Below are 22,934 nucleotides of genomic sequence, written 5' to 3'. Positions count from 1 at the left end.
ACGACAGGCGACACAGAACGCCTACCCGCACATCGTAACTCAGGCCAGCATGGTCCTGACCGCGCTTGCCACCTCGGGGAAGCTCGTGTACCCGTCGTCGGCGCGGAAGTGCCCGCCGACCGGAACCACCGTCACATCGGCCTCGAGTGCTTCCGCCAGATCGCGGCTGAATGCGGGGGCGACGATCTCATCGTTGTCCGAGACGATCATCCGCCTGTTGCGGGTGCTCTGGATGATCGGGCCGTAGTCGAGCGTCTGGGCGGTGAATCCGTCGAGTTCCGGCAGATTGGCGAGGGGAGCATCGAAGCCGGAGACGAGCACGAGGCCGGCCAGCTGCCACGCACCGGCGCCGCCGTGCGGCAGCCCGGCGAGCGCCTTCACCGCGGTGATGCTGCCGAGGCTGTGGCCGATGACCACGAGCCCCGCATCCGGAGCACCGATCGCCTCACGGGCAGCGGCCAGCCAGGCATCGAGTGACGGGTTCGCCGAATCGGGCAGGGCAGGGGTCGAGACGGCGATGCCGTCGGGCGCGAGCTCGGCAGCCAACCAGTCGAACCAGTGCTTGCCGGGGTTCGCGTTGTAGCCGTGCAGCACGACGACGCGCTTCGGAGGTATGGCTTCGGACATGCGCTCCACTCTAGGGGCGGCCGGGGCTGGCGGGGCCGGCCCCGCGGATGCGCGGCCTTTTGTCGCTTCCGCGCCTGCGCGCGCAGTAGCGGAAGCGACAAAAGCTGGCGGTCGCGGTGGGACGGCGCCGGCGGGGCGGCGGGACGGGGCGGGGCGGGGCGGGGCGGGATGGGGCAGGACGGGGCGGGGCGGCGGGGCGGCGGGGCGCCGGCGTCAGCCGGCCCGGCGGGCGCGGAACGGGCGGAAGAACTCGCGGAGTTCTGCGGCGTACAGTTCCGGCTGCTCGAAGGGCGCGAAGTGGCCGCCGAGCGCGGGCTCCGTGATACGCACCGCGTTGGCCGACCTCTCGATCCACTCCCGCGGCGGGCGCACGATGTCGCCCGGAAAGAGCGAGAATCCCGACGGCACCTCCACCCGGCGGGCCAGCTGCTCGCCCGGGATGGCGGCGTTGGCGCTGTACATGCGCATCGACGACCCGATGGTGCCGGTGAGCCAGAAGATCGTGACATTCGTGAGGATCTCGTCCATCGTGTACGCCTCGACCCCGCCGTCGCTCCACGCGTGGAGCTTCTCGACGATCCAGGCTGCGAGGCCGACCGGCGAGTCGGTGAGCGCCGCCGCCGCGGTCTGCGGCTTCGTGCGATGCATGGTCCCGTAGGCGCCCTCGGCCTGGCCCCACGCGGCGGAAGCCTCGAACCACTGCCGCTCGGCCGGGGAGAGCTCCGACGGGTCACCGGCCCAGAACAGGAGTCCGGCATCCATCCGGTGCACCGCAGACACCCGCTCCGGGAAGTCGAGGGCGAGGTAGCGCGAGACGTGGCTGCCGATGTCGCCCCCGGCTGTGACGAAACGGTCGTGACCGAGGGCCTTCATCAGCTGGGCCCAGAGGGCGGCGACCTCGGGAGACGAGAGGGCGGCGCCGGTGGGCGCATCCGAGTATCCGAAGCCCGGCATGTCGGGAACGATCACGTCGAACGCGTCGTCGGGGTCGGCGCCGTGCGCGCCCGGGTCGGCCAGCAGCTCGATCACCTTCGAGTAGCGCCAGAAGGAGTCCGGCCAGCCATGGTTCAGCAGAAGCGGAAGGGGCGGCCTGCCGGATGGCGTAGGCACAGCGCGGGCATGCACGAAGTGGATGCCCAGCCCTCCCACCTCGGTGCGGAACCGCGGGAGGCGGGCGAGCTTCGCCTCCTCCCGCGGCCAGTCGAACCCGTCGATCCAGTGCGCGACCAGGGCGCGGAGGTAGCGCTGGTCTGTGCCGAGCGACCAGCCGGCGTCAGGGGCATCTGGGGCATCTGGTGTATCCGGCCAGCGTGTCGCTACGAGCCTGGCCCGCAGGTCGGCGAGCACCTCGGCCGAAGCGCGCTCGTCGAAACGATGGATGACCGCAGACCCGTCTGGCATGCGACCCACGCTACCGCTCGGGCGCTGCGGGCCGGGAGGTGAGGCGGAGGGCGGTCAGGCTCGGTCGTGCAGCGTGATCTGGTAGCCGTCGGGGTCGGCGAACGTGAAGGTGCGGCCGAATGGCCCGTCGATCGGGGCCGAGGTGATGGTCGCTCCGGCCGCCACGAGGGCGTCGTGGATGCCCTGGGAGTCTGCGGCGTGCATCCAGATTCCGACACCGAGCCCCAGCTGCGTGACGGAATCGAGGTCGACACCGGGTGCCGCGTCGCGCACGGCGAACGCGGCGGGCTTCGTGTCGAAGACGACGGCGTGCGGCGGCCCGGCCTGGCGATTGAGCCCCAGGTGGGTCTCGTAGAACGTGGCGGAGGCTTCGATATCCCGAACCTGGAGGGAGATGAACCCGGGGCCTGACGTGGTCTGCATGATGTGTCCGATCTTTGTGTCAGTTAGCTGACATCATCGACTCTATGTCAGAATGTTGACATGAGTCAAGAGCCAGCCGCAGTGCAGTCGCCAGACAGAGTGCACCTGCCCACGTCCGTCGGCTATCTGCTGAAGGAGGCGGCCAGCGCGCTGCGTTCGGCCATGGAGGCCGTGCTCCGCCCCCTCGGCATGAATGTCACGCACTACTCCTGCCTGGAGCTCCTTGCGCAACGCCCGGGGCTGTCGAACTCCGAGCTGGCCCGCGGCGCCTTCGTCACGCGGCAGTCGATGAACGTGCTTCTGGTGGCCCTCGAACGCGACGGGCTGGTCAGCCGGGCCGAGCACGCGAGCTCCGGCCGGGCGCTGCCCACCGAACTCACCCCGAAGGGCCGACGCCAGCTCGCCACGGCGAGCGCCGCTGTTTGGGCCGTCGAAGTCCGCATGACCGCGTCATTCAGCGACGCCGAACGCGCCGGGCTCGGCGACCTGCTGTCGCGTGCGGTGTCGTCCCTCCGCGCGGAAGACCCCGCGGCCTGACACCCGCGCCATGCGCTCACGACCGCTGACACCCACGAGCCCCGCTCAGCCGGGCAGCTCCCACAGCTCGATCGGCAGCCCCTCGGGATCATGGATCCGCACGAACCGTCCGTACTCGCTCTCCCACTCGGCCCGCCGCTCGACGGGGATGCCTGCCGCCTCCAGCCGCCCGGCGAGCTCGTCGAGCCCCGTCACCCGGAGGTTCAGCATGAAGGGCTGGGCCGCATCGAAGTACGCGGAGTCGGCGGGGAAGGGCGCGAAGACGGTCATCCCCGACTCCTGCTCCCACACGCTCTCGGCGCCGGCCGGGATGCCGAGGTGTTCCCGGTACCAGGCGGCCCGGGCATCCGGATCGCTGCTCCGAAAGAAGATGCCGCCGATTCCCGTCACACCCATGATCTGCCTCCTTGCGCCCCTGCACCTGCCTGAGGATCATTGTGTCCCAACAGGATCATTGCGTCGCAACAGAGAGGGGCAGCGCATGACCGGCAGTATCCACATCGACCACTTCACCACCCTCGACGGCGTCGCCCAGGCACCCGGCGGCCCTGACGAAGACCCCTCGGGCGGGTTCGCCTTCGGCGGCTGGCAGGTACCACTGGGTGACGAGACGAGCGGTACGCAGATCTTCGCCGGCATCGAGGCGACGGATGCCCTGCTGCTCGGTCGGCGCACCTATGACATCTTCGCCGCCTACTGGCCGCGCCAGACGGAAGGGCCCGGCCCGGACTCCCTTGTCGCACGCACGTTCAACGCCATACCGAAATTCGTGGCCTCCCGCGGCGCGCCCGACCTCAGCTGGAGCGGCTCCCAGTTGCTCGGCCCCGACCTCACGGCGGAGATCGCCACCCTCCGCAGCCGCTACGAGCAGATCCACGTGGTCGGCAGCATCGACTTCGCGCGCACGCTCGTTGCCGAGGGCCTGTTCGACCAGCTGAACATCTGGGTGTACCCGGTCGTCGTCGGCCACGGAAAACGGCTGTTCCCCGACAGCGGGCCGCCCCTCGCGCTCCAGCTCCTCTCGGCAGAGCCCGCCTCGGAGAACGGCGTGGTGCTGCTGCGGTACGGCTCGACAGGCAGGGTGCCCGCGACCGGCGACATGTCAGAGGCCTGATCTACGCTGGGGAGAGGGAGTCATCCCGCACCCAGGCCGACCGGTCGGCCTGGCCGACCGATGTGACGAGAAGAGCAATTGTGGAACACGTTCAACGAGACGTCGCCATCATCGGCGCGGGTGTCACCGGCCTCACAGCGGCCGACAGCCTCCGAGCGGCCGGCCTCACCGTCATCGTGCTGGAGGCCCGCGAACGGGTCGGCGGCCGCCTCTGGACCGACCACATCGACGGCCAGCTGTTCGAGCTCGGCGGCCAGTGGGTCTCCCCCGACCAGACCGCGCTGATCGAGACCCTCGACGAGCTCGGGCTCGGTACCTACTCCCGGTACCGCGAGGGCGAGAGCGTCTACATCGGGCCGGGCGGCGCACCCGCGCGCTTCACGGGCGACATCTTCCCGGCCGGCGAGCACACGCAGGCCGAGCTCGAGCGGCTGATCGCCCTGCTCGACGATCTGGTGGCGGCCACGGATCCGGCAGCCCCCTGGGCCCAGGAACGCGCCGCCGAGTTCGACCGCATCTCCTTCCGCAGCTGGCTCGAGCAGCAGTCGGGCGATGCGGAGGCGCGGGAGAACATCTCCCTCTTCATCGCCGACGCGATGCTCACCAAGCCTGCGCACGCGTTCTCCCTGCTGCAGGCGCTCCTGATGGCTGCGAGTGCCGGCAGCTTCAGCAACCTCGTCGACGCCGACTTCATCCTCGACAAGCGTGTCACGGGCGGCCTCCAGCAGGTGCCGCTGCGGCTCGCCGAGCGCCTCGACGACGCTGATCTCCGGCTCGGGCATCCGGTGCGCTCGATCGCCTGGGGCGACGCCGGCGCGGTGGGCAGTGTCGGAGCGCTGGGCGACGCCGGCGGGTCGACGGGCAGCACCGGCGCGACGGTGAGCACCGCCGAGCTGGAGGTCGAAGCCCGCCACGTGATCGTCGCGGTGCCGCCGAACCTGCAGTCGCGCATCGACTTCGCTCCCCCGTTGCCGCGCCTTCGCCAGCAGCTCTGGCAGCACCAGTCTTTGGGGCTCGTCATCAAGGTGCACGCCACCTACGAGACCCCGTTCTGGCGGGCCGACGGCCTCTCGGGCACCGCTTTCAGCCCCTACCAGCTGGTGCATGAGGCCTACGACAACACCAACTTCGGCGAGACGCGCGGAACCCTGGTCGGTTTCGTCTCCGACGAGAAGGCCGACCGGATGCTCGCCCTGCCGCCCGCGGAACGCCAACGAGCGATCCTCGAATCGCTCGCGGCCTACTACGGCCCGGCCGCTCTCGAGCCGGTGGTGTACTACGAGAGCGACTGGGCCGCTGAGGAGTGGACGCAGGGCGCCTACGCCGCCAGTTTCGACCTCGGCGGCCTCACCCGGTACGGCGCCCTGCAGCTCGAGCCGGTCGGGCCGATCCGTTTCGGCTCGAGCGATGTCGCCGCCGAGGGGTACCAGCACGTCGACGGCGCGATCCGGGTCGGCCGGCGCCTCGCTGAGGAGATTCTCGCCGAGCGCGAATGACCGCTGGCCGGCCAGAGAGCCAGTGAGCCCGTCGCGTTCGGCGCGCGCCGTCTGCAGCCGGAAGGAATAGTGTTGGAGAGGCCCGTTCTGCGGCGACGCAGGAGACCCCGGCCATCCACCGTTCCGGCGTTCAGGAGTGCACAGTGACCGAATCCGTTCCCGTCGATTCCACCCAGTCAGCCGCATGGCAGACGCTCGCGGGCATCGCCGAGGGCTTCACGCCCGACCTCCGCGCCTGGTTCGCGGCCGATCCGTCGCGCGCCTCGCGCCTCACCTTCCAGGCCGCAGACCTCACGGTCGACCTGTCGAAGTCGTTCCTCACCGACGAGATCCTCGCCGCACTGCTGCAGCTCGCGGAGGATGCCGGCGTCGCCGGTCGCTACCGCGCCATGATCGAGGGCGAGCACATCAACGTCACCGAGAACCGTGCCGTGCTGCACACCGCCCTCCGGCGCCCGAAGAGCGGAACAGACCTGGTGCCGCCCGCCGGCTTCGTGGTCGACGGGCAGGACGTCGACGCCGACGTGCACGCCACGCTCGAGAAGGTGTACGCCTTCGCAGAGAAGGTGCGCTCGGGCGAGTGGACGGGTGTCACCGGCAAGCGCATCCAGACCGTGGTGAACATCGGCATCGGCGGGTCGGATCTCGGCCCGGTGATGGTCTACGAGGCCCTGAAGCCCTATGCCCAGGCCGGCCTCGAGGCGCGCTTCGTGTCAAACATCGACCCGAGCGACGTGTACGAGAAGACGAAGGATCTCGACCCGGAGACCACGTTGTTCATCGTGGCGTCGAAGACCTTCGGCACCCTCGAGACCCTCACGAACGCCCGTCTGGCCCGGCAGTGGCTCTGGGAACGGCTCACGGCATCCGGAGCCATCGGCGACAGCGACGACGACCGGACCGGCGCCGTCGCCAAGCACTTCGTCGCCGTCTCGACCGCTCTCGACAAGGTCGAGGCGTTCGGCATCGACCCCGAGAACGCGTTCGGATTCTGGGACTGGGTCGGTGGCCGGTACTCGGTCGACTCGGCCATCGGAACCTCGGTCGTGATCGCCATCGGGCCGTCGAACTGGCAGGACTTCCTCGCCGGTTTCCACGCCGTCGACGAGCACATGCGCACCGCGCCTCTCGAACAGAACGTGCCCGTGCTGATGGGCCTGTTGAACGTCTGGTACACGAACTTCCTGGGGGCGCAGAGCCACGCGGTGCTGCCCTATGCGCAGTACCTGCACCGCTTCCCGGCCTACCTGCAGCAGCTCACGATGGAGTCGAACGGCAAGAGCGTGCGCTGGGACGGCTCGCCCGTGACCACCGACACCGGCGAGATCTTCTGGGGCGAGCCCGGCACCAACGGCCAGCACGCGTTCTACCAGCTGATCCACCAGGGCACCCGGCTGATCCCGGCTGACTTCATCGCGGTGGCGAACCCGGCCCACCCGCTGAAGGACCAGACCGGGGACGGCGGCGGCGTGGCACCCGGACAAGACGTGCACGACCTGTTCATGGCCAATTTCTTCGCCCAGACCAAGGCGCTCGCCTTCGGCAAGACGGCCGAGGAGGTGCGTGCGGAAGGCACGGCAGAGGCAGTCGTGCCCGCGCGCGTCTTCGCCGGCAACAAGCCCACCACGTCGATCCTCGCTCCCGCTCTCACACCCGGCGTGCTGGGCCAGCTCATCGCCCTCTACGAGCACATCGTGTTCACCGAAGGCACGATCTGGGGAATCGACTCGTTCGACCAGTGGGGCGTGGAGCTCGGCAAGCAGCTCGCGCTGCAGGTCACGCCGGCCGTCGGCGGCGACGCGGCCGCGCTCGGGGAGCAGGACTCGTCGACCAAGGCGCTCATCGAGAGGTACCTGGCGCTCCGGAGCGCCTGACCGGGCAGCCGGGGCGGTCCCGGCCGGTCAGGCCTCCGGCGCGAGCACGATGTCGAATCGCGTCCGCGTCCACGGTTCGTGCAACTCGCGGCCGTCGGGCGTGGGGATGCCTGCGCCCTGCTCGGCGAAGTCGACCACCAGGGACTCCTTCACCCCGAAGACCGAGTCCCGCGCCAGGAGTTCGTCACCACTGACGAAGATGTGCGTGACGAGTGTGCGCCAGCCGGGCGCCGTGACCATGAAGTGCAGGTGCGACGCCCGGTACGGTGACCGGCCGGTGGCCGCCAGGAGGCGCCCGACGGGGCCGTCATCCGGGATCGGATACGGAGTCGGCGTGAGCCCCCAGAACCGGAAACTCCCGTCGTCCCGCGAGAAGAGGTGGGCCCGGGCCGCGACGCGTCCGTCGTCGTACTGCACGTCGTAGAACCCGTCTTCGTCGGCCTCCCACACCTCTATCCGGGCACCGGCGATCGGCGCGCCCGACGTGTCGCTGACGCTCCCCTCCACCCAGCACGGCTGGCCGGGCGCCCCTCCGGAGAGGTCGCCGCCGTCTTCGATCAGCGGAGCATCCTTGGTGAAGAACGGCCCGAACACCGTCGCCTCCGTGGCGTTCCCGTAGGCCTCGTTGTTGACGGCCACGGTCTGCATCGAGAGGCCGAGCACGTCGGAGAGCAGGATGAACTCCTGCCGCCGCTCGTCGGTGATGGCTCCGGCGGCCGTGAGGAAGGCGATGGCCTCGTTCCACTCGCTCTCGGTGAGTCGCACATCGCGCACGAAGGCGTGCAGGTGCCGGGTCAACGACTCCATCACGAGCCGGAGGCGCGGGTCGGGGGTGCTCGCGAACGAGGCCACGACCGTCTCGACGAGGTCGGCCTCGCGCTGGGCCTGTTCGGCCGAACTGTTCTCTGTCATGCGACGTTCTCCCAACGGACATCCTCGGGTGGCGTTCCGGCCCAGGCGGCCCGGAGCAGGGTGACCAGGTCGGCGAAGCTGACCGGCCTCGGGTTCGACTCGGGCACAGCCGGCAAGATGATCGCCGCAGCCTCCTCGATCTGCGACCGGTCGAAACCGAGGTCGGCGAGCGAGCGGGGTGCGTCCAGGTCGGCCCGCAACTGGTTCAGACCGCTGAGCGCATCCTCTGATTCGAACGCCCGCGCGATCCGGCGACCGGCCTCCGGCGCGGCCGGCACGTTGAACGCTGTCACGTAGGGCAGCACCACGGAATGCGTCTCGGCATGCGGCAGGCCGTAGGTGCCGCCGAGCACGTGGCAGATCTTGTGGTGGAGACCAGAACCCGCCGACGCGAAGGCGACCGCCGAGAGGTAGGCGCCGTACTGGGCCGCCTCGCGGCCGGCCAGGCCGGTGCGATCATCCGGCTCGCCGTCCCTTGGTTCCGAATGGGAGGGGCCGACGATCAGGCGGAGCCCCCGGGCGAGAGAGGCGATGCCCTCCGCCGCCAGCGTGGCGTTGATCGGGTCGGCCCCGGGTGCCCACAGCGAGTCGATGCAGTGTGCGATGCCGTTGAGTCCGGATGCCACGGCCAAAGCCCGCGGCAGGCCCTCGGTCAGCGTCGCGTCGTAGATCACCGAGACCGGCAGCACCCGGGCATCCACCCCCGTGCGCTTGCGGGAGTGCTCGGTGAGGCCCCACACGGGAGTCGCCTCCGAGCCCGCGAAGGTGGTCGGCACGGCGACGATCGGGATGCCCGTGGTGAGCGCGACCGCTTTGGCCATGCCGATCGTCGAACCGCCGCCCAGCGCCACGATGAGATCGATGTCGTGGGCAGCCGCGGCGGCCCGAGCCGCCTCGGCGCGTTCGACCGGTACGTGCTGCGGGGCTTCCTGCCAGCGCAGGGCGACGTCGAGCCCGTCGAGGGCGGTACCCGCGCGCTCGACCTGCCCGGCCGTGCAGACCAGCATCACCCGTCGGGCACCCAGCCGGAGGGCCTCGTCGCTGAGGTGGCGACCGGCGTGGCCCGCACCGAACAGCACGCGCTGGGCCAGGGTGTCATGGCTGAAGGCGAGTGGCACGATCACTCCGCCCGGCTGAGGATCGAGGCCAGAGCGCGGTGGAGCTGCTCGCCGGGATCGTCGACGAGGTGGTGGGAGCGCCACGCGACGATCTTGTCGGGCCGTACCAGGATCACTCCGTCTTCCGCGACCTCACGCACCCGGGCCCAGTCGAAGTAGAGGTCGTCGTAGCGCTGGCCGGGACCGATCACGACCGCTCCGAGGGCGATTCCGAGCCGTGCGCCGACGCTCGCCGCGACATCCGCCCACGCCCCGCCGGTGATCCCCGTGAAGAGGGTGAACTGCGTGCTCGGGGCCAGGTCGAGGGTCGACACCTTCTCGTGCGAGTCGCCCACCCAGACGTGCGGGAGGGGCGAGCCGGGAACCGTCGACGCCTCGTAGTACAGTTCGGCATCCCGTGCCGGCGCTGGCTTCACCGACCCGTCGGAGAGCACCGCGCTCGAGGTGTAGAACTGCCCCATCTCCACGCCGTGCGCGTTGAATTCGTAGTTCTTCAGCTCCATGGCGGTCTGGATCGCCTCCCGTTTGCGAGCTCCCGCCGGGGTGTCGGCCTTCCGTTCGTCGATGCGCTCGATCATCTCCTCCGCCGTCTTCGCCGTGGTGATCCCGAGCGCCTCGAAGAGCGCCCCGAACTCACGCCCTGACGTGTTCGCGCGGGTCACGATCTGCCGGGCGACCGGCGCCCGCTCGCTCGTGTAGGTCTCGAGGAGCTGCTCACCGGCCTGGCCGCGGATGACCGCCGCCAGCTTCCAGGCGAGGTTGTAGGCATCCTGGATCGAGGTGTTCGAGCCGAGACCGTTGCTCGGCGGATGACGGTGGATCGCATCCCCCGCACAGAAGACCCGGCCCTTCTGCAGCCGCGTCGCGAACATCTCGTTGTTGCCCCAGATCGAGGTGCCCGTGATCGTGACCTCGAGCTCCGGCATGCCGAGGAGGTTCCGCACGATCTGCGTCGCGGCGGCGGTGTCGACCACGGGGGCCGGCTGGGTGATGTCGTATCCCCAGACGATCAGCCACTCCTTCCACGGCCGCACCATGCGCACCAGCCCGGCGCCGATTCCGCCGATGTTCGACCCGGGCTGCACCACCCAGTAGAGAACCGACGGGCGATGCCCGACCAGCTGTTCGAGGTCGGCCGTGAAGGTGATGTTCATCGACCCGGCGATGTCCATCGCACCCTCCATCGGCAGGTCGATGTGCGCCGCGACCGCCGAACGGGCACCGTCGGTGCCGATCAGGTACTTCGCGCGAACCGTGTACGGGCGCCCCGTGACCCGGTCGAGCACCTGGACGGTGACCCCGTCGGCATCCTGCGTGTGCGAGAGGTACTCGCTCGAGAAGCGGGTCTGGGTTCCGCGCGCGGTGGCATTCTTGACGAGAATCGGTTCGAGATAGTTCTGCGGGATGTCGCAGTTCAGGGTCGGCGAGGCCTGCACGTAGTCCGCGTGCCGCGCCGGATGCGTGCCCCAGGTGAGGATGCGACCGATCTCCTCGCCGGCGATCGAGGTGCAGAACACTGTGTCGCCGATCAGCTCGTGCGGGGTCGACTCGGCCTTCACCTGCTCTTCGATGCCCATGTCGCGGAAGAACTCCATGGCGCGCTGGTTGGTGATGTGCGCCCGCGGGGTGTTCGCCGTCCAGCGGTACTTCGTGATCATCATGTTCGGCACGCCGAGCGTCGACAGGGCGAGAGCTGCGGATGCCCCAGCCGGCCCCGAGCCGACAATGAGCACATCGGTCTCGACCATTCCGGCATCCGGCAGTGTCGTATCGGCTATGCCGTCGTGAAAAGTCGCCATCGGGGTGTCTTCCTTCGTCGGCGCCACGTCGTCGTTGGCGTCACGCCAGTATGGCCACAGGCCGGCCGCGTCGCGGAGCGTCTGGCCGGAATCGGCAAGCGGTTGGCCGGAATCGGCAAGCCGCCGGCCGTCATCGGCGGGCGCCGGTCCCGCGGCGGTGATCCGGTGGGCAGTTCGGGCCCCTCGAAACGAGTTTCGGGGCCCGAACTGCCCACTCGATCGGTGTCAGCGTTCGTTCGCGCGGGTCGCGCGAACACGGGCGGGAGTGACTCCGAACCGGTCGCGGTAGACGCGCGTGAAGTGCGAGTGCGATGAGAACCCGCACGCCGCCGCCACCTCTCCGACACTCGCCAGTGTCGACGCAGGGTCGCGCAGGGTCCGATCGGCGAGCTCCAGGCGCAGGTCGAGGAGGACCCGGGCGGGTCCCGTCCCACTCTCGGCGAAAGCCCGGGACAGCTGCCGCTCGCTGACGCCGATCTCGTCGGCGATGTGCCGTACCGACAGCCCGGGGTCGCGAAGGCGCCGGCCGAGAGCGGAATGGGCGGCACTCCGCACGGCAGCCAGACCTCGCAGGTCGTCGTTCGAGAGGATCGAGCGGAGGAGGTCGACGACACGGGGCTCGACGTCGGCGGCGGTGCCGAGCGCGTGCGGGGATCTTTGGTCCGCGACATCCAGTGACGGAAGCTCCATCGCGGCCGAGACGAGGGCGGCAAGCGTGCGAGCGGCGGTTCGGGCTGTCGGCCGGGACGAGAAGTCCATCGTGACCGGCCCGCGCCCGAGAGGGCTGTCGCCCCCGATATGGTCGACGAGACGACGAGGCACCCTCAGCACCAATTCTTCGAGCCCCCCGGCGAAACCCCTCCTGAAGGGCTGGTTCACATCGCAGATGAGGAGGGTTCCCGGCCGCAGAACGTGCACACCGTCGCGCTGATAGAAGAACGACTCGCCCCGGAGCGTGAAGTAGAGGGCCAGACCTTCGGTTTCGGTCGCGCTGATCTCACGGGCGGTGCGTTCGATGACGTGCGGTGTCGCTGTCACCCGAGCGCAGCTGAGGGAGCCGAGATCGACGTTCGCCTCGCTGGCGTCGAGGGGTTCGTCATCCAGCGTCCGGCACTGGAGGCTGAGCAGGGCACGGGCATTGTGCTGCTCCCAGAGGGCGACCCGGCTGGCCGAGCGGACATCGCGCGTGGTGAAATGCTCGACCACGCCCATCGCTCGATCCTTCCGCCCGGTCTGCGCTGACACCAGAGGGCAAGTCTACGACTCACCGCCCAGCGCAGCCCGGAAAGGGGCCGCGAGGCTACTTCGTCGGCACTCCGAGCTGCTCGAGGTCGTCCACTCCGGCGGCTGCAGCCTCGCGGCGGCGGGCGCGCACCGATGGCGCCACGATTGCGGCGATGATCGCCAGAACCCCGACCCCGGCCGAAGCCCAGAAGCCGATCGTGAACGCTGCATCGGTGGGCGCGCCCTGCGCGGTGACGTTCGACGAGATGAGCGCGGCGATCACAGCCGTGCCGATGCTGCTGCCGACGGTACGGATGACGGTGTTGGCGCTGATCGCCTCGCCCGTCTGGGCAGCGGGCACGCTCTCGACGATGGCGTTGGATGTCGCGGCGAGCGCCATCCCGATCCCGATGCCCGTGAGGATGCCCGAGACCAGGATCTGCCACGTCTCCGCGTGCCCGAGAGCCGGGATGAGAAAGGCCACGGTCACGGCGATTCCCCCGACGATCATCGGGATCTTCGGCCCGATCCTGCGGATCAGGATGCCGGCGGCCACGCCGGAGACCACCATCGCGACGACAGTCGGCAGCAGATAGAGGCCGGCTTCGCTGACCGACTTTCCGAACCCGTAGCCGAGCACTGTCGGAAGCTGAAGCAGAGTCGGCACCAGGATGAACGTGCCGAACATCGCGAACCCGAACGCCAGGGCGACGACGTGCGCCGTCCAGACACCGCGGTGCTTGAACAGGCGCATGTCGATCAGCGGCTCCTTGACGCGCAGCTCCACGATCACGAAGATCACGAGCGCGACGGCTCCCAGGATGAGCAGGCCGACGGTCTTGACGTCGCCCCAACCCCACTTCTGGCCCTCCCCGATGGCGAGCAGCAGGGAGACGAGGCCCACGGAGAGAATGAACGTGCCGACCAGATCGAGCCGGCCGGGGGTGCGCACCGGCGACTCGGGGATGCCGAAGATCGCACCGAGGAGGGCGATGGCGACGAGAACCGCCGGGAGCCAGAACAGCCAGTGCCACGACAGGGCCTCGACGATGGGGCCCGCTGCAACGATGCCGACGCCCGCGCCGATACCGAAGATCGCGGAGAGCAGGCCGATGGTGACGCTGACGCGCTCCCTCGGCAGTTCGTCGCGCACAATCCCGATGGAGAGCGGCATCACCGCGCCGGCAGCCCCCTGCAGCACGCGTGCCAGGATCAGCACGCCGAGGCTCGGGGCGAGCGCCGCGAGAACCGTTCCGACGAGCAGCAGCGCGAGGACGACAATGATCACCTTGCGCTTGCCGACCATGTCGCCGAGGCGGCCGAGGATCGGGGTCAGCACGCTCGCGGAGAGGAGGTAGGCGGTCAGCACCCAGCTGGCGTCGGTGGTCGAGACACCCAGGTCTTTCCCGATCGTGCCGAGGGCCGGGGCGACCAGGGACTGAAGCACGGCGAAGGAGAGTCCGCCGAGCGAGAGGAACAGGATGATCGCGGTGCCGCGCTTCCGCGGCGCATCCGTGATCTGGCCGGGCTTGCTCGCCCGTGCCGGATGTGAGCCCGTGGCCGGACCCTGGGTTGTGACGGACATTCTTCTCCTCGCAATGTAAGCAGTTGCTGACTTGACGAGTATTGCCGAGTTGTTGCGCTATGTCAACAAATGCTTACCTGCTTGACCGAAGCAGTAGCATGGGTGTCGGGAAGTGAGAGATGAGCACAGAGGACGAGACATCGGAGTCGCGTGGACTGCTCGACGTCCAAGCGCAGGCGGTCGTGGTCGCGGATTCGGTCGCGGTCGCTGTCGGGGTCGCGGAGGTGAAGGCTGTCGGGGTCGCGGATGATGAGCTGATCCGCTCCGGTCGGGATGCGTCTGCCACGCGTCGCGCCCTGGTGCGAGCTGCGCGGCGGCGATTCGCCACCGACGGATACCGTGCAACGACGGTTCGGCAGATCGCAGGGGACGCGGGAGTCAACGTCGCTCTGATCAATCGCTACTTCGTCTCGAAGGAGGGCCTCTTCGAAGCGTGCATGCTCCGCACCTCAGACGAACTCGACACGCAGAATCCAGCCCGGACCGCCGATATCGACGGGGTCGTAGCCCGACTCGTGGAGCACGCCGTGAACGCGCCGAACGGCGACGACCCGCTCCAGCTGCTCCTGCTGCTGCGCTCCTCAGGCGACGAGAATGCCGACAGGATCCGTCGCCGCACCCTCGAGCACTTCACACGGCGGCTCGCGGCGGCGGCGGGCTGGAACCCCGACGACCCCGCTACCGCACCGGTGCTGTTGCGAGCGCAACTCGCGATCGCGACGATGCTCGGCGTGGTGATGCTCCGCACCTCGACTGCCGTGGAGCCGGTCGCCTCGGCGGGAGCATCGGAGCTGGCCGGCCCGCTGGACGAGCTGTTCAGAACGCTGCTCGACGACAGGTCTCACCGAGCCTGACCCCCGACTACCTCGCCCTGGCCCGGTCTCCCAGCCCCGGGCCCGGTCGCACAGCCCCGGGCCCGGTCGCACAGCCCCGGGCCCGGTCGCACAGCCACAGGGCGCTTCTTCTGCGGAGGGCGCGAGATTCGAACTCGCGAGACATTTCTGCCCACCAGTTTTCAAGACTGGCTCCATCGGCCGCTCGGACAGCCCTCCCTGTCGTCTGGGCACATCAGCCCAGCGACAGCTTCAGTGTATCCGACCGCGCCCGCGCGTCCCGATGACGCTCGGAACGGCGACCGCGGACGGATCACCGGATGTTCAAGCGGATCGGCGGCGGCGCAGCAGCATCGCTCCCGAACCGAGTAGCGCGAGAAACGCGGCTCCACCGGCGAGGCCGAGGGTTGCGGATCCGTCGACCCCGGTGTGTGCCAACGTGCCCGTCGAAGAGCCATTACCACCCGAACCCGAACCAGAGCCCGCACCAGTTCCCGCACCCGTTCCGGTGCCGCCGCCCGTCCCTGTCCCACCGGTCGGAGTCGGGGTGGGAGTGGGCGTTGCCGTCGAGGGAGCAGCGGCCACATCGAACGAGATCGTGGCTGCGGCACTTCGACCGATGACAGACAACGCCTGCACTGTGAAGGAGAACGAGCCGGCGGCCGGCGGCGTGCCGGTGAGCTTTCCGGTGGCCGGATCGAGCTTGAGCCATGCCGGAAGCAGTCCTGAGGAGAAGCTCATGCTGTCGACCCCCGTGGTCGAAATGCTGGCCGAGATGGGCACGCCGGCCGTGAACGGCCCGAGCGTCGACGTCGTCACACGTGTCTCCAGATTGATCGAGGAGATGGTGTCGGTCGTTTGGCTGGAGACCAGCAACTTCCCGTCAGACGAGATCGCCAGTGACGCCGGTTTGGTCGAAGCGAACGTCGTCACGGTGCGCGGCGTCGACTCCCCCGGAACGATCACACTAACGGCCTTGGTGCCCCGAAGGGCCACGAACACGTTGTCGAACTCGTCGACCGTCAGCGCCGTCGGGCCGGAACCTGTCGGAAGCGGGAAGACCGTGACGGGTGCCGTCCCGTCAGGGAGTGACGTGTCCAATTCGACTACATTCGCCGACTTGTAGTTCGCGACGAACAGCATTCCCTTCGAATTGATGGCAACCGCATACGGTCCCACACCCGTGCCGAACACCGAATAAGTGGAGACAACACCCGCCGGCGTCACCTTGGAGACCGTGTCGTTGCCGTAGTTCGCCGTGTAGATGTTGCCCTTGGCATCGGCCACGACACCCTCTGGACCCGATCCCGTCGGCAGCTTGGCGAAAGACAACGTCACCACATCGGCCGGCGTGATGCGCGCGATCTCGTCGTTCTTCTTCGTCACATACAGGTTGCGTGTCGAATCGAGTGCGAGGAATTGTGGCACGTCAGCTGCTGGGAGAACGAACGGCTTGATCGTATTGTCACTCGTCTTCACCTTGGAGACGGAATGCGTGCCCGGGTTTGCAACGTAGAGCGACCCGTACTGGTCATTCACCATCGCGCTGGAGAGCGACCCGCTGGGCAGGAGAGCTGCACTTGCTCCGATCTGCGCACCCGTAGCGTTGTAGTGGGTGACGCTGTCGGGCCCGCTGTTGAGCGAGTAGAACTCACCGTTGGTTCCGGCCACGACCGCGATGGGCGCGGCACCCGACGACAGGGTGACGAGCGGATCGGACACAACAGGCACAGCGAAGGCACCGCCCCCCACCGCGAGGAGGCCGACACAGAGAACAGGAGCGGCGATCCGCGTGAGAAGTTTCATGCAGGTGAGATTAGCTCATTAAGTGAGCATCCCGCAACTTCTTCAGAACAGAGGTTGCATCGACGTCACCTCAGCGTCGCGAGCGCCTCCGCCAGCCCGTCGTCATCCAGCGGCGACGTCACCTCCGAGGCCACGGCCTTCACGTCGTCGGGCGCCTGGCCCATGGCCACAGCACGACCCTCCACCGCAGCCCAGGTCAGCATCTCGATGTCGTTCCGCCCGTCGCCAGCGACAAGCACCTGAGACGAGTGGATGCCGAGAAGCTGTCGAACGCGCTCGAGCGCGGTGGATTTGTTCACACCGTCGGGCGCGATGTCGAGCCACGCCGTCCAGCCGACCGAGTATGAGACCCGGTGGAGGCCCATGGTCTCGACGATGGCGAGGAAGTCGTCCATATCGTGTCCGGGCGAGATCACGACCACTCGGGTGGCTTCCACGTCGAGGAGTTCGTCGAATGTCACGGCCTCGCCCCCGATGTTCGCGGGAGCGTTCGGGAACTCCCCCGTGTACCGGAAGTACCCGTCCGCATCCTCGACCGCATAGTGCCCGTTCTCGAGGTGCGAGCGGATCTGCGTCAGCACAGCGCCGGGATTGAACGTCTCGACGATCTCCCGCCGGTAGCCGAGGGGGGCATCCGGGTCGCGCTGCAACGTGATGGCACCGTTCGAGCAGACGACATAGGTGGGGGTGATGCCGAGCAGGTCGAGGATCGGGAGCGTCGCGGCAACCGAACGGCCGGTCGCGAGCATGACCTCGTGGCCGAGGCCAGTGAGGCGCGCGACCTGGTCGATCACGCCGTCGGAGATGGACCCGTCTTCGTGGAGAACCGTGCCGTCGATATCGAGGGCGACGAGCCACCGGTCGGCGCGGGAAGGGTTGGTCTCCGGATGCCCGGCAGACCCCGGCGCGTCGTCGACGGCCTCGCGCGGCACGTCGAGCTGCCCCGGCCGCGCGGCGAAATCGGGGTGCGCGGTGCCGGCCGCACGCGGATCGGCCTCGTCGACCATCGGCACGTCGTCGGCACCGCCGCGCCGGGCCTCCGCCGCCGCCTCCTCTGCATCACCGTAGGGCAGGTCCGCCGGCGACTGGGCGCTCACGGGCGCCGCCCGTTCAGCGGCTCGATGACCTCGAGGCCGCCCAGATAGGGCCGCAGCACCTCGGGCACACGCACCGACCCGTCGGCCTGCTGGTGCGTCTCGAGCAGAGCGACGATCCAGCGGGTCGTCGCGAGGGTGCCGTTCAGCGTCGCCACGGGGGCGGTCTTGCCCGATTCGGTGCGGTACCGGGCATCCAGACGCCGCGCCTGGTACGTGGTGCAGTTGGAGGTCGAGGTCAGCTCGCGGAACGTGCCCTGCGTCGGAACCCACGCCTCGATGTCGTACTTGCGCGCGGCAGACGAGCCGAGGTCGCCGGCCGCGACGTCGATCACGCGGTAGTTGAGGCCGAGCGAGGTGAGCAGCTCCTCCTGGTACCCGAGCAGGCGCAGGTGTTCGGCCTCTGCCTCCTCCGGCAGTACGTAGGAGAACATCTCGAGCTTGTTGAACTGGTGCACGCGCAGGATGCCGCGGGTGTCCTTTCCGCCCGAGCCGGCCTCACGGCGGTAGCAGGTGGACCAGCCGGCGTAGCGATACGGCCCGTCGGTGAGGTCGAGGATCTCGTCGGAGTGGAACCCCGCGAGCGCCACCTCGCTCGTGCCCGTCAGGTAGAGGTCGTCGGCGGGGAGGTAGTAGATCTCGTCGGCGTGCTCGCCGAGAAAACCGGTTCCGCGCATGATCTCGGGGCGCACCAGCGTCGGCGTGATCATCGGCGTGAAGCCGGCGTCAAGGGCCTTCTGCAGGGCGTAGTTCATCAGCGCTAGCTCGAGGCGCGCGCCGATTCCGGTGAGGAAGTAGAAGCGCGCACCGCTGACCTTCGCGCCGCGGGCGAGGTCGAACGCCCCCACCAGCTCGCCGATCTCGACGTGGTCGCGCGGCTCGAAGTCGAACGTGGGGCGTTCGCCGACCTCGCGCAGCGTGATGAAGTTCTCCTCGCCGCCGGAGGGTACGCCCGCGAGCACAGGGTTGGCGATGGCGCCGGCGAGCTCGGTGAAGCTGAGTTCGGCATCCTGCACCCGCTGGTTGGCCTCCTTGACGCTCGCGGCAAGCGACTGGGCCTCGGCGACGAGTGCCTTCTTCTCGTCTTTCGGAGCCGCTGCGACCCGCTTGCCGAAGACGTTCTGCGAGGCGCGCAGGTTGTCGTACTCGCCGATGGCGGTGCGGCGCTCAGAATCCGCCGCCAGAGCACGGTCGACCAGTTCGACCGAGTCGCCGCGGGCCGCCTGGGACTGCCGGATGAGGTCGGGATTCTCGCGCAGGAGTACAGGATCGATCACCTGCACAATCTTAGCGATGCCCTACCCTATGACTTGTGGCCGTCGCAGAGCATCCCGCAGAAGAGCGCGGGCCCAGACGCGCCGCCGTCGTGCTGAATCCGATCAAGGTGGACGCCTCGAAGCTCCGCGAAGCTGTCGAACGCCACGCTTCTGCGGCCGGTTGGGGCGAAACACTCTGGTACGAGACAACGGTCGAGGATGCCGGACAACTCGTCACCGCCAGCGCGATCTCCGACGGGGCCGACGTCGTCATGGCCGCGGGCGGTGACGGCACGGTGCGCGCCGTGGCCGAAGCCCTGCGTGGAAGCGGCGTGCCCCTCGCGCTGCTGCCGTCGGGCACGGGCAACCTGCTCGCCCGCAACCTCGACCTGACGATGGACTTCGACGAGGGCATCGGCCTGATGTTCACCGGCTACGACCGGGACATCGACCTGGGGCTCATCGAGTTCGGGCCAGCGGGTGCCGCCGCGACATCCACTCACGTGTTCCTGGTGATCGCAGGGCTCGGCATCGACGCGAAGATGATTGCGAACACCAACACGAAGCTCAAGAAGGCTGTCGGATGGCTCGCCTACGTCGACGGCGGCATCCGGGCGCTTCCCGAACTGCACTCCATCAAAATGGCGGTGTCGATCGACGGCGAGGAGCCATGGCGCGACGTGTCGTCGCACTCGGTGATGGCGGGCAACTGCGGGCTCCTGCCGGGGGGCATCCTGCTGATGCCCGATGCGAAACCCGACGACGGCGTGCTCGACTTCATGGCGCTGCGGCCGCAGGGACCGTTCGGCTGGATCCGCGCGTGGAACAAGGTGACGATCGAGAACGGCGTGCTGGCGAAGTCCGCGGCCGGCCGGCGACTCATCGAGATCTCCCCCGACGTCAAAGATGTGGTCTACGCGCAGGGCACCGACCTGCGGCTGAAGCTCGAGTCGCCGCAGCAGATCCAGCTCGACGGGGACGAGTTCGGCGAGGCGTCCGAGCTCCACATCTGGGTGGACCCGGGCGCGTTGCGGGTGCGGGTCTAGGCCCCGGCTCCCCGGTTACTGCCAGGCTCAGGCGCCGGGCTCGCCGCTCACCAGCGAGCGCAGCCAGTCGCGCGCCTCGATGAAGACCCCGTCGTCGTAACGGTCGACATACTCGACCTGCGCCAGGTCGGCCCGCGGATACGAGCCGAGGAAGATCACGCGCGGGCTGAATCGGCGAACGCCCAGCAGGGCATCCGCCACCCGCTCGTCGAGGATGTGCCCGTCGGCGTCGATGATGAACCGGTACCGCCCCAGCGCGTCGCCGATGGGCCGCGACTGCAGCAGGCTCAGGTTGACCCCCCGCGTCGAGAACTGTTCGAGCAACTCGAGCAGGGCGCCCGAACGGTCGGCTGGCAGCTCGGCGATGATGCTCGTCTTGTCGGCACCCGTCGGCTCGGGCAGCTCGGTGGTGCGGCTGACGAGCACGAACCGCGTCACCGCGTTCTGGTTGTCGCCGATGTTCTCGGCCAGCACGTTCAGCTCGTGGTGGTCGACGATGCGGGGCGGAGCGATTGCGGCATCCGCGAGGTCGTTCTCGAAGAGGGCGAGCGCGCTGGCGACGTTCGACGTCGACGGAATGTGCCCGTGCGTCGGCAGGTTTGCCTCCAGCCAGCCGCGGCACTGCGCGTAGGCGACCGGATGCGCGTTGACGACGTTCACGTCCTTCAGCTCGATGCCGGGCCGGGCGACGAGCGCGAACTGCACCCTGACCAGGTATTCGCCGACGATGCGGAGGTTCGGGATGCTCGCCAGCGCATCCTGCGTGGCGCTCACGCCACCCTCGACGGAGTTCTCGATCGCGATCATCGCGGCGACGCTGCGTCCGCTGGTGACGTCGTCGAACGCCTCGCCGACGTTGTTGACGCTCTTCCAGATCTGGCCCGCGGCCTCGGGAACCTGGGCGAGTGCCGCCTCGGTGAAGGTGCCGGTGGGGCCGAGGTAGCTGTAGGTGCGCGTGGGAGCGGTCTCGGGCATGGGTTGAGCCTACTGCCCGGAGTTTTCCCTGAAAGTCCGGTGAATCGGCGTAAGGGAATGGGGCGCATCCACTCTCTCCTCATAGGAACCCGGATCACGACCAGTAGGTTCCCGCTCGATTCGGGCGTCGGAAAGAAAGGAATGACTCGATGAAGTTGGCAAAAGTGTTGGCGGGGGCGGCCGTGGCCGTGTTGCTCGGGGTGGGCCTGGTCGCCGGTGGCGGCCAGGCGGCCTCGGCAGGTGGCCGGTCTCCCGGCCATGCACCCGTTGTCTGCAAGATGGCGAACGGCGGTCTCGGAGCGATCGACACGACCGGGCTCTGCCCCCAGATCGATCCCCGTACCGGGGCGCCCGTCGTCAGTTGGGACGCGAGCCTCTACAGGTACTACAACGACATCAGTCCCTACGTTCCCATCGCGGACCCGACGAAGTTTCCTCTCTCCGACGGCGGACTCAACTGCAACCTCGAGAACGATGGCACGCTCCGCTGCCAGCGCTGGGTTCCCTCTACGGCGACCGCGGGCCGCGATGGGTGCACGCTCGACCAGGTGAGCGATCCCCGCTCGTTCGCCTGCCGGGGGAGCGTGGTGCAGGCGATCCTGGACAGGGACGAGAACACTGCCGCGAGGGGGTCGAACATGTGCACCCCCGAGACCATCTACTACGGCAAGGGGAGTTCGGGCCAACCCCGGTACTGGTCGTCTGCGATCCAGTGCTACGACGGGGCGGGCCTGCCGACGGTGCCCTACGTCGAGTGGCACAAGTACGACGGGAAGGGCCCCGCGCACGCCGGCACCGTCCTGGGAGTCACCACGGGCTACCTGAAGTCAGGTAGTGCCGCGGATACACTGTCCGAACCCGCCGGGGCCGTGACCACCTCCTCGACCCTCACTCCCGGCCAGATGACAGCCCCCGGAGACCGGGCCGACTACACCGTCACCGTCCGCAGTTCGACTGCAGGATCTGCCGTCGTGGTCTTGCACGTGAGCGGGCTCACAGCGGGTATCGAAGACGTGGTTCCCGCCTCGTGGATTCGGGTCAGCTCGCTGTCGAAGGAGTACGTCACCTATCTCGTGCCGCATCTGAGCGCCGGCGAAGTCGCCACTGCCTCCCTTCACTTCACCGTCACCTCCCTCCGGCAGGCCTTCGTCTCGGTCGACACGAACGGAGCGACCGCCAGTTCCACCGTCGACATCCGCCCGGCGGCTCCACTCTGCACCAGTCCGGATGCCGCAGGCTCCGCGTCCGCATCGGGAGCCATCGCCGTCGCCGGAACGCAGCCCACGATCCTCGTCGGAGTCCTCTGTTCGGTGCAGCCCGGCACGACGCTCACCGCCTGGAAGGGCACCGACCGCGGTGCTGGAACGTTCACGGTCGACGGTGGCAGCATCCGGTACGTCCCGGCTTCTCCCGACTTCCGCGGAAGCGACACGATCTACGTCTACACCTCGAACGAGATCGGGGTCGCAAGCCTCCCGACCGCTGTTCACGTGAACGTGGTCGACAGGGCCGCACCCGTGAACGACGAGTACACCGTGAAGATGGAGACGCGACTGACGGTGGATGCAGCGCACGGACTGATGGCGAACGACACGTTCCCCGGCGGCGCCGACGGGTGGAGCGTTGTGAGCAACGGCATCGAGGCTGATGGCGCCATTCACATCGGCGAGCACGGTGAACTCACCGTCGAACCGGGTCGGCACTTCACCGGCGACCTCACCTTCGAGTACAAGCTGGGTGCACCCGGGCAGGGAACCGATCCCGCAACGGTGACGATCCACGTGGTCGGATAGCGGCCTCGCATGCCGCGGTCA

Annotated in this window: 20 protein-coding genes and 1 tRNA gene; 7 read left to right on the top strand and 14 right to left on the bottom strand. The window is 68.7% G+C overall.

The window, feature by feature from the left end:
- Positions 1 to 39 precede the first annotated feature (39 nt).
- From B7R21_RS01045 to B7R21_RS01035, 3 genes are all read right to left on the bottom strand, one after another.
- Positions 40 to 627, bottom strand: coding sequence for an RBBP9/YdeN family alpha/beta hydrolase (locus B7R21_RS01045; RefSeq protein WP_116281386.1), 588 nt, complete (start codon positions 625 to 627; stop codon positions 40 to 42).
- A gap of 213 nt (positions 628 to 840) precedes the next feature.
- Positions 841 to 2,028 (bottom strand): epoxide hydrolase family protein, encoded by a 1,188-nt coding sequence (locus B7R21_RS01040; RefSeq protein ID WP_116281385.1) that lies wholly within the window; start codon positions 2,026 to 2,028, stop codon positions 841 to 843.
- A gap of 54 nt (positions 2,029 to 2,082) precedes the next feature.
- Positions 2,083 to 2,451, bottom strand: a complete 369-nt coding sequence (locus B7R21_RS01035; protein ID WP_116281384.1) for a VOC family protein — start codon at positions 2,449 to 2,451, stop codon at positions 2,083 to 2,085.
- Between the two features lie 60 nt (positions 2,452 to 2,511).
- Between B7R21_RS01035 and B7R21_RS01030 the strand changes: the two genes are divergently transcribed.
- Positions 2,512 to 2,988 carry a MarR family winged helix-turn-helix transcriptional regulator gene (locus B7R21_RS01030; RefSeq protein ID WP_116281383.1) on the top strand — a complete coding sequence of 159 codons (477 nt, stop codon included), beginning with the start codon at positions 2,512 to 2,514 and terminating at the stop codon, positions 2,986 to 2,988.
- Between the two features lie 45 nt (positions 2,989 to 3,033).
- Here B7R21_RS01030 and B7R21_RS01025 read toward each other — a convergent pair whose 3' ends face one another.
- Positions 3,034 to 3,384, bottom strand: coding sequence for a VOC family protein (locus tag B7R21_RS01025; protein ID WP_116281382.1), 351 nt, complete (start codon positions 3,382 to 3,384; stop codon positions 3,034 to 3,036).
- Between the two features lie 85 nt (positions 3,385 to 3,469).
- Here B7R21_RS01025 and B7R21_RS01020 point away from each other — a divergent pair, with 85 nt between their 5' ends.
- The 3 genes from B7R21_RS01020 to pgi all read left to right on the top strand — a co-directional run bounded on the left by B7R21_RS01020 (position 3,470) and on the right by pgi (position 7,472).
- Positions 3,470 to 4,102 (top strand): dihydrofolate reductase family protein, encoded by a 633-nt coding sequence (locus B7R21_RS01020; protein ID WP_116281381.1) that lies wholly within the window; start codon positions 3,470 to 3,472, stop codon positions 4,100 to 4,102.
- An 80-nt stretch (positions 4,103 to 4,182) separates the two neighbouring features.
- The gene (locus tag B7R21_RS01015; RefSeq protein ID WP_116281380.1) at positions 4,183 to 5,598 is read left to right on the top strand and encodes a flavin monoamine oxidase family protein; all 1,416 of its coding nucleotides are present in this window, start codon (positions 4,183 to 4,185) and stop codon (positions 5,596 to 5,598) included.
- 143 nt (positions 5,599 to 5,741) lie between these two features.
- Positions 5,742 to 7,472: a glucose-6-phosphate isomerase gene (gene pgi, locus B7R21_RS01010; RefSeq protein WP_116281379.1), complete on the top strand. Its 1,731-nt coding sequence runs from the start codon at positions 5,742 to 5,744 to the stop codon at positions 7,470 to 7,472.
- A gap of 27 nt (positions 7,473 to 7,499) precedes the next feature.
- On the opposite strand, the gene B7R21_RS01005 is transcribed toward pgi, so the two are convergent.
- The 5 genes from B7R21_RS01005 to B7R21_RS00985 all read right to left on the bottom strand — a co-directional run bounded on the left by B7R21_RS01005 (position 7,500) and on the right by B7R21_RS00985 (position 14,110).
- Positions 7,500 to 8,384: a dioxygenase gene (locus tag B7R21_RS01005; RefSeq protein ID WP_116281378.1), complete on the bottom strand. Its 885-nt coding sequence runs from the start codon at positions 8,382 to 8,384 to the stop codon at positions 7,500 to 7,502.
- The gene (locus B7R21_RS01000; RefSeq protein WP_116281377.1) at positions 8,381 to 9,502 is read right to left on the bottom strand and encodes a maleylacetate reductase; all 1,122 of its coding nucleotides are present in this window, start codon (positions 9,500 to 9,502) and stop codon (positions 8,381 to 8,383) included. Before B7R21_RS01000 ends, B7R21_RS01005 begins: the two co-directional genes overlap by 4 nt.
- Before the next feature lie 2 nt (positions 9,503 to 9,504).
- A complete protein-coding gene (locus tag B7R21_RS00995; protein WP_116281376.1) occupies positions 9,505 to 11,301 on the bottom strand; it encodes an FAD-dependent oxidoreductase in 1,797 nt (598 codons plus the stop codon).
- A 225-nt stretch (positions 11,302 to 11,526) separates the two neighbouring features.
- The gene (locus B7R21_RS00990) at positions 11,527 to 12,546 is read right to left on the bottom strand and encodes an AraC family transcriptional regulator (RefSeq protein WP_147305763.1); all 1,020 of its coding nucleotides are present in this window, start codon (positions 12,544 to 12,546) and stop codon (positions 11,527 to 11,529) included.
- A 55-nt stretch (positions 12,547 to 12,601) separates the two neighbouring features.
- On the bottom strand, positions 12,602 to 14,110 hold the full coding sequence (locus tag B7R21_RS00985) for an MFS transporter (protein WP_116281374.1): 1,509 nt from the start codon (positions 14,108 to 14,110) through the stop codon (positions 12,602 to 12,604).
- A gap of 119 nt (positions 14,111 to 14,229) precedes the next feature.
- Here B7R21_RS00985 and B7R21_RS00980 point away from each other — a divergent pair, with 119 nt between their 5' ends.
- On the top strand, positions 14,230 to 14,964 hold the full coding sequence (locus tag B7R21_RS00980; protein ID WP_116281373.1) for a TetR/AcrR family transcriptional regulator: 735 nt from the start codon (positions 14,230 to 14,232) through the stop codon (positions 14,962 to 14,964).
- 113 nt (positions 14,965 to 15,077) lie between these two features.
- Here the strand turns inward: B7R21_RS00980 and B7R21_RS00975 are convergent.
- From B7R21_RS00975 to serS, 4 genes are all read right to left on the bottom strand, one after another.
- Positions 15,078 to 15,162, bottom strand: a tRNA-Ser gene (locus tag B7R21_RS00975).
- Between the two features lie 105 nt (positions 15,163 to 15,267).
- Positions 15,268 to 16,749, bottom strand: a complete 1,482-nt coding sequence (locus B7R21_RS00970) for a virginiamycin B lyase family protein (RefSeq protein ID WP_116281372.1) — start codon at positions 16,747 to 16,749, stop codon at positions 15,268 to 15,270.
- A gap of 65 nt (positions 16,750 to 16,814) precedes the next feature.
- Positions 16,815 to 17,846 carry an HAD family hydrolase gene (locus B7R21_RS00965; RefSeq protein WP_367379377.1) on the bottom strand — a complete coding sequence of 344 codons (1,032 nt, stop codon included), beginning with the start codon at positions 17,844 to 17,846 and terminating at the stop codon, positions 16,815 to 16,817.
- Positions 17,843 to 19,120, bottom strand: a complete 1,278-nt coding sequence (gene serS / locus B7R21_RS00960; RefSeq protein ID WP_116281410.1) for a serine--tRNA ligase — start codon at positions 19,118 to 19,120, stop codon at positions 17,843 to 17,845. The genes B7R21_RS00965 and serS overlap by 4 nt, the downstream gene beginning before the upstream one ends.
- A gap of 35 nt (positions 19,121 to 19,155) precedes the next feature.
- Between serS and B7R21_RS00955 the strand changes: the two genes are divergently transcribed.
- Complete coding sequence (locus B7R21_RS00955; protein WP_253259562.1) at positions 19,156 to 20,145, top strand: diacylglycerol/lipid kinase family protein; 990 nt, start codon at positions 19,156 to 19,158, stop codon at positions 20,143 to 20,145.
- Between the two features lie 27 nt (positions 20,146 to 20,172).
- On the opposite strand, the gene pheA is transcribed toward B7R21_RS00955, so the two are convergent.
- Positions 20,173 to 21,120, bottom strand: a complete 948-nt coding sequence (gene pheA, locus B7R21_RS00950) for a prephenate dehydratase (protein WP_116281371.1) — start codon at positions 21,118 to 21,120, stop codon at positions 20,173 to 20,175.
- 149 nt (positions 21,121 to 21,269) lie between these two features.
- On the opposite strand from pheA, the gene B7R21_RS00945 reads away from it, so the two are divergent.
- Complete coding sequence (locus tag B7R21_RS00945; protein WP_116281370.1) at positions 21,270 to 22,913, top strand: Ig-like domain-containing protein; 1,644 nt, start codon at positions 21,270 to 21,272, stop codon at positions 22,911 to 22,913.
- Positions 22,914 to 22,934 lie beyond the last annotated feature (21 nt).

The organism is Subtercola boreus (assembly GCF_003399625.1).
GTDB classification, from domain to species: domain Bacteria; phylum Actinomycetota; class Actinomycetes; order Actinomycetales; family Microbacteriaceae; genus Subtercola; species Subtercola boreus_C.
Note: the sequence above shows the minus strand (reverse complement) of the source record. Positions and strands in the feature narration are given on the sequence as shown.

What these genes read in the sequence shown, in the direction of transcription:
- B7R21_RS01045 (WP_116281386.1), bottom strand. Translation starts at nt 627, where the DNA reads ATGTCCGAAGCCATACCTCCGAAGCGCGTCGTCGTGCTGCACGGCTAC.
- B7R21_RS01040 (WP_116281385.1), bottom strand. Translation starts at nt 2,028, where the DNA reads ATGCCAGACGGGTCTGCGGTCATCCATCGTTTCGACGAGCGCGCTTCG.
- B7R21_RS01035 (WP_116281384.1), bottom strand. Translation starts at nt 2,451, where the DNA reads ATGCAGACCACGTCAGGCCCCGGGTTCATCTCCCTCCAGGTTCGGGAT.
- B7R21_RS01030 (WP_116281383.1), top strand. Translation starts at nt 2,512, where the DNA reads ATGAGTCAAGAGCCAGCCGCAGTGCAGTCGCCAGACAGAGTGCACCTG.
- B7R21_RS01025 (WP_116281382.1), bottom strand. Translation starts at nt 3,384, where the DNA reads ATGGGTGTGACGGGAATCGGCGGCATCTTCTTTCGGAGCAGCGATCCG.
- B7R21_RS01020 (WP_116281381.1), top strand. Translation starts at nt 3,470, where the DNA reads ATGACCGGCAGTATCCACATCGACCACTTCACCACCCTCGACGGCGTC.
- B7R21_RS01005 (WP_116281378.1), bottom strand. Translation starts at nt 8,384, where the DNA reads ATGACAGAGAACAGTTCGGCCGAACAGGCCCAGCGCGAGGCCGACCTC.
- B7R21_RS00995 (WP_116281376.1), bottom strand. Translation starts at nt 11,301, where the DNA reads ATGGCGACTTTTCACGACGGCATAGCCGATACGACACTGCCGGATGCC.
- B7R21_RS00985 (WP_116281374.1), bottom strand. Translation starts at nt 14,110, where the DNA reads ATGTCCGTCACAACCCAGGGTCCGGCCACGGGCTCACATCCGGCACGG.
- B7R21_RS00980 (WP_116281373.1), top strand. Translation starts at nt 14,230, where the DNA reads ATGAGCACAGAGGACGAGACATCGGAGTCGCGTGGACTGCTCGACGTC.
- B7R21_RS00970 (WP_116281372.1), bottom strand. Translation starts at nt 16,749, where the DNA reads ATGAAACTTCTCACGCGGATCGCCGCTCCTGTTCTCTGTGTCGGCCTC.
- pheA (WP_116281371.1), bottom strand. Translation starts at nt 21,120, where the DNA reads ATGCCCGAGACCGCTCCCACGCGCACCTACAGCTACCTCGGCCCCACC.
- B7R21_RS00945 (WP_116281370.1), top strand. Translation starts at nt 21,270, where the DNA reads ATGAAGTTGGCAAAAGTGTTGGCGGGGGCGGCCGTGGCCGTGTTGCTC.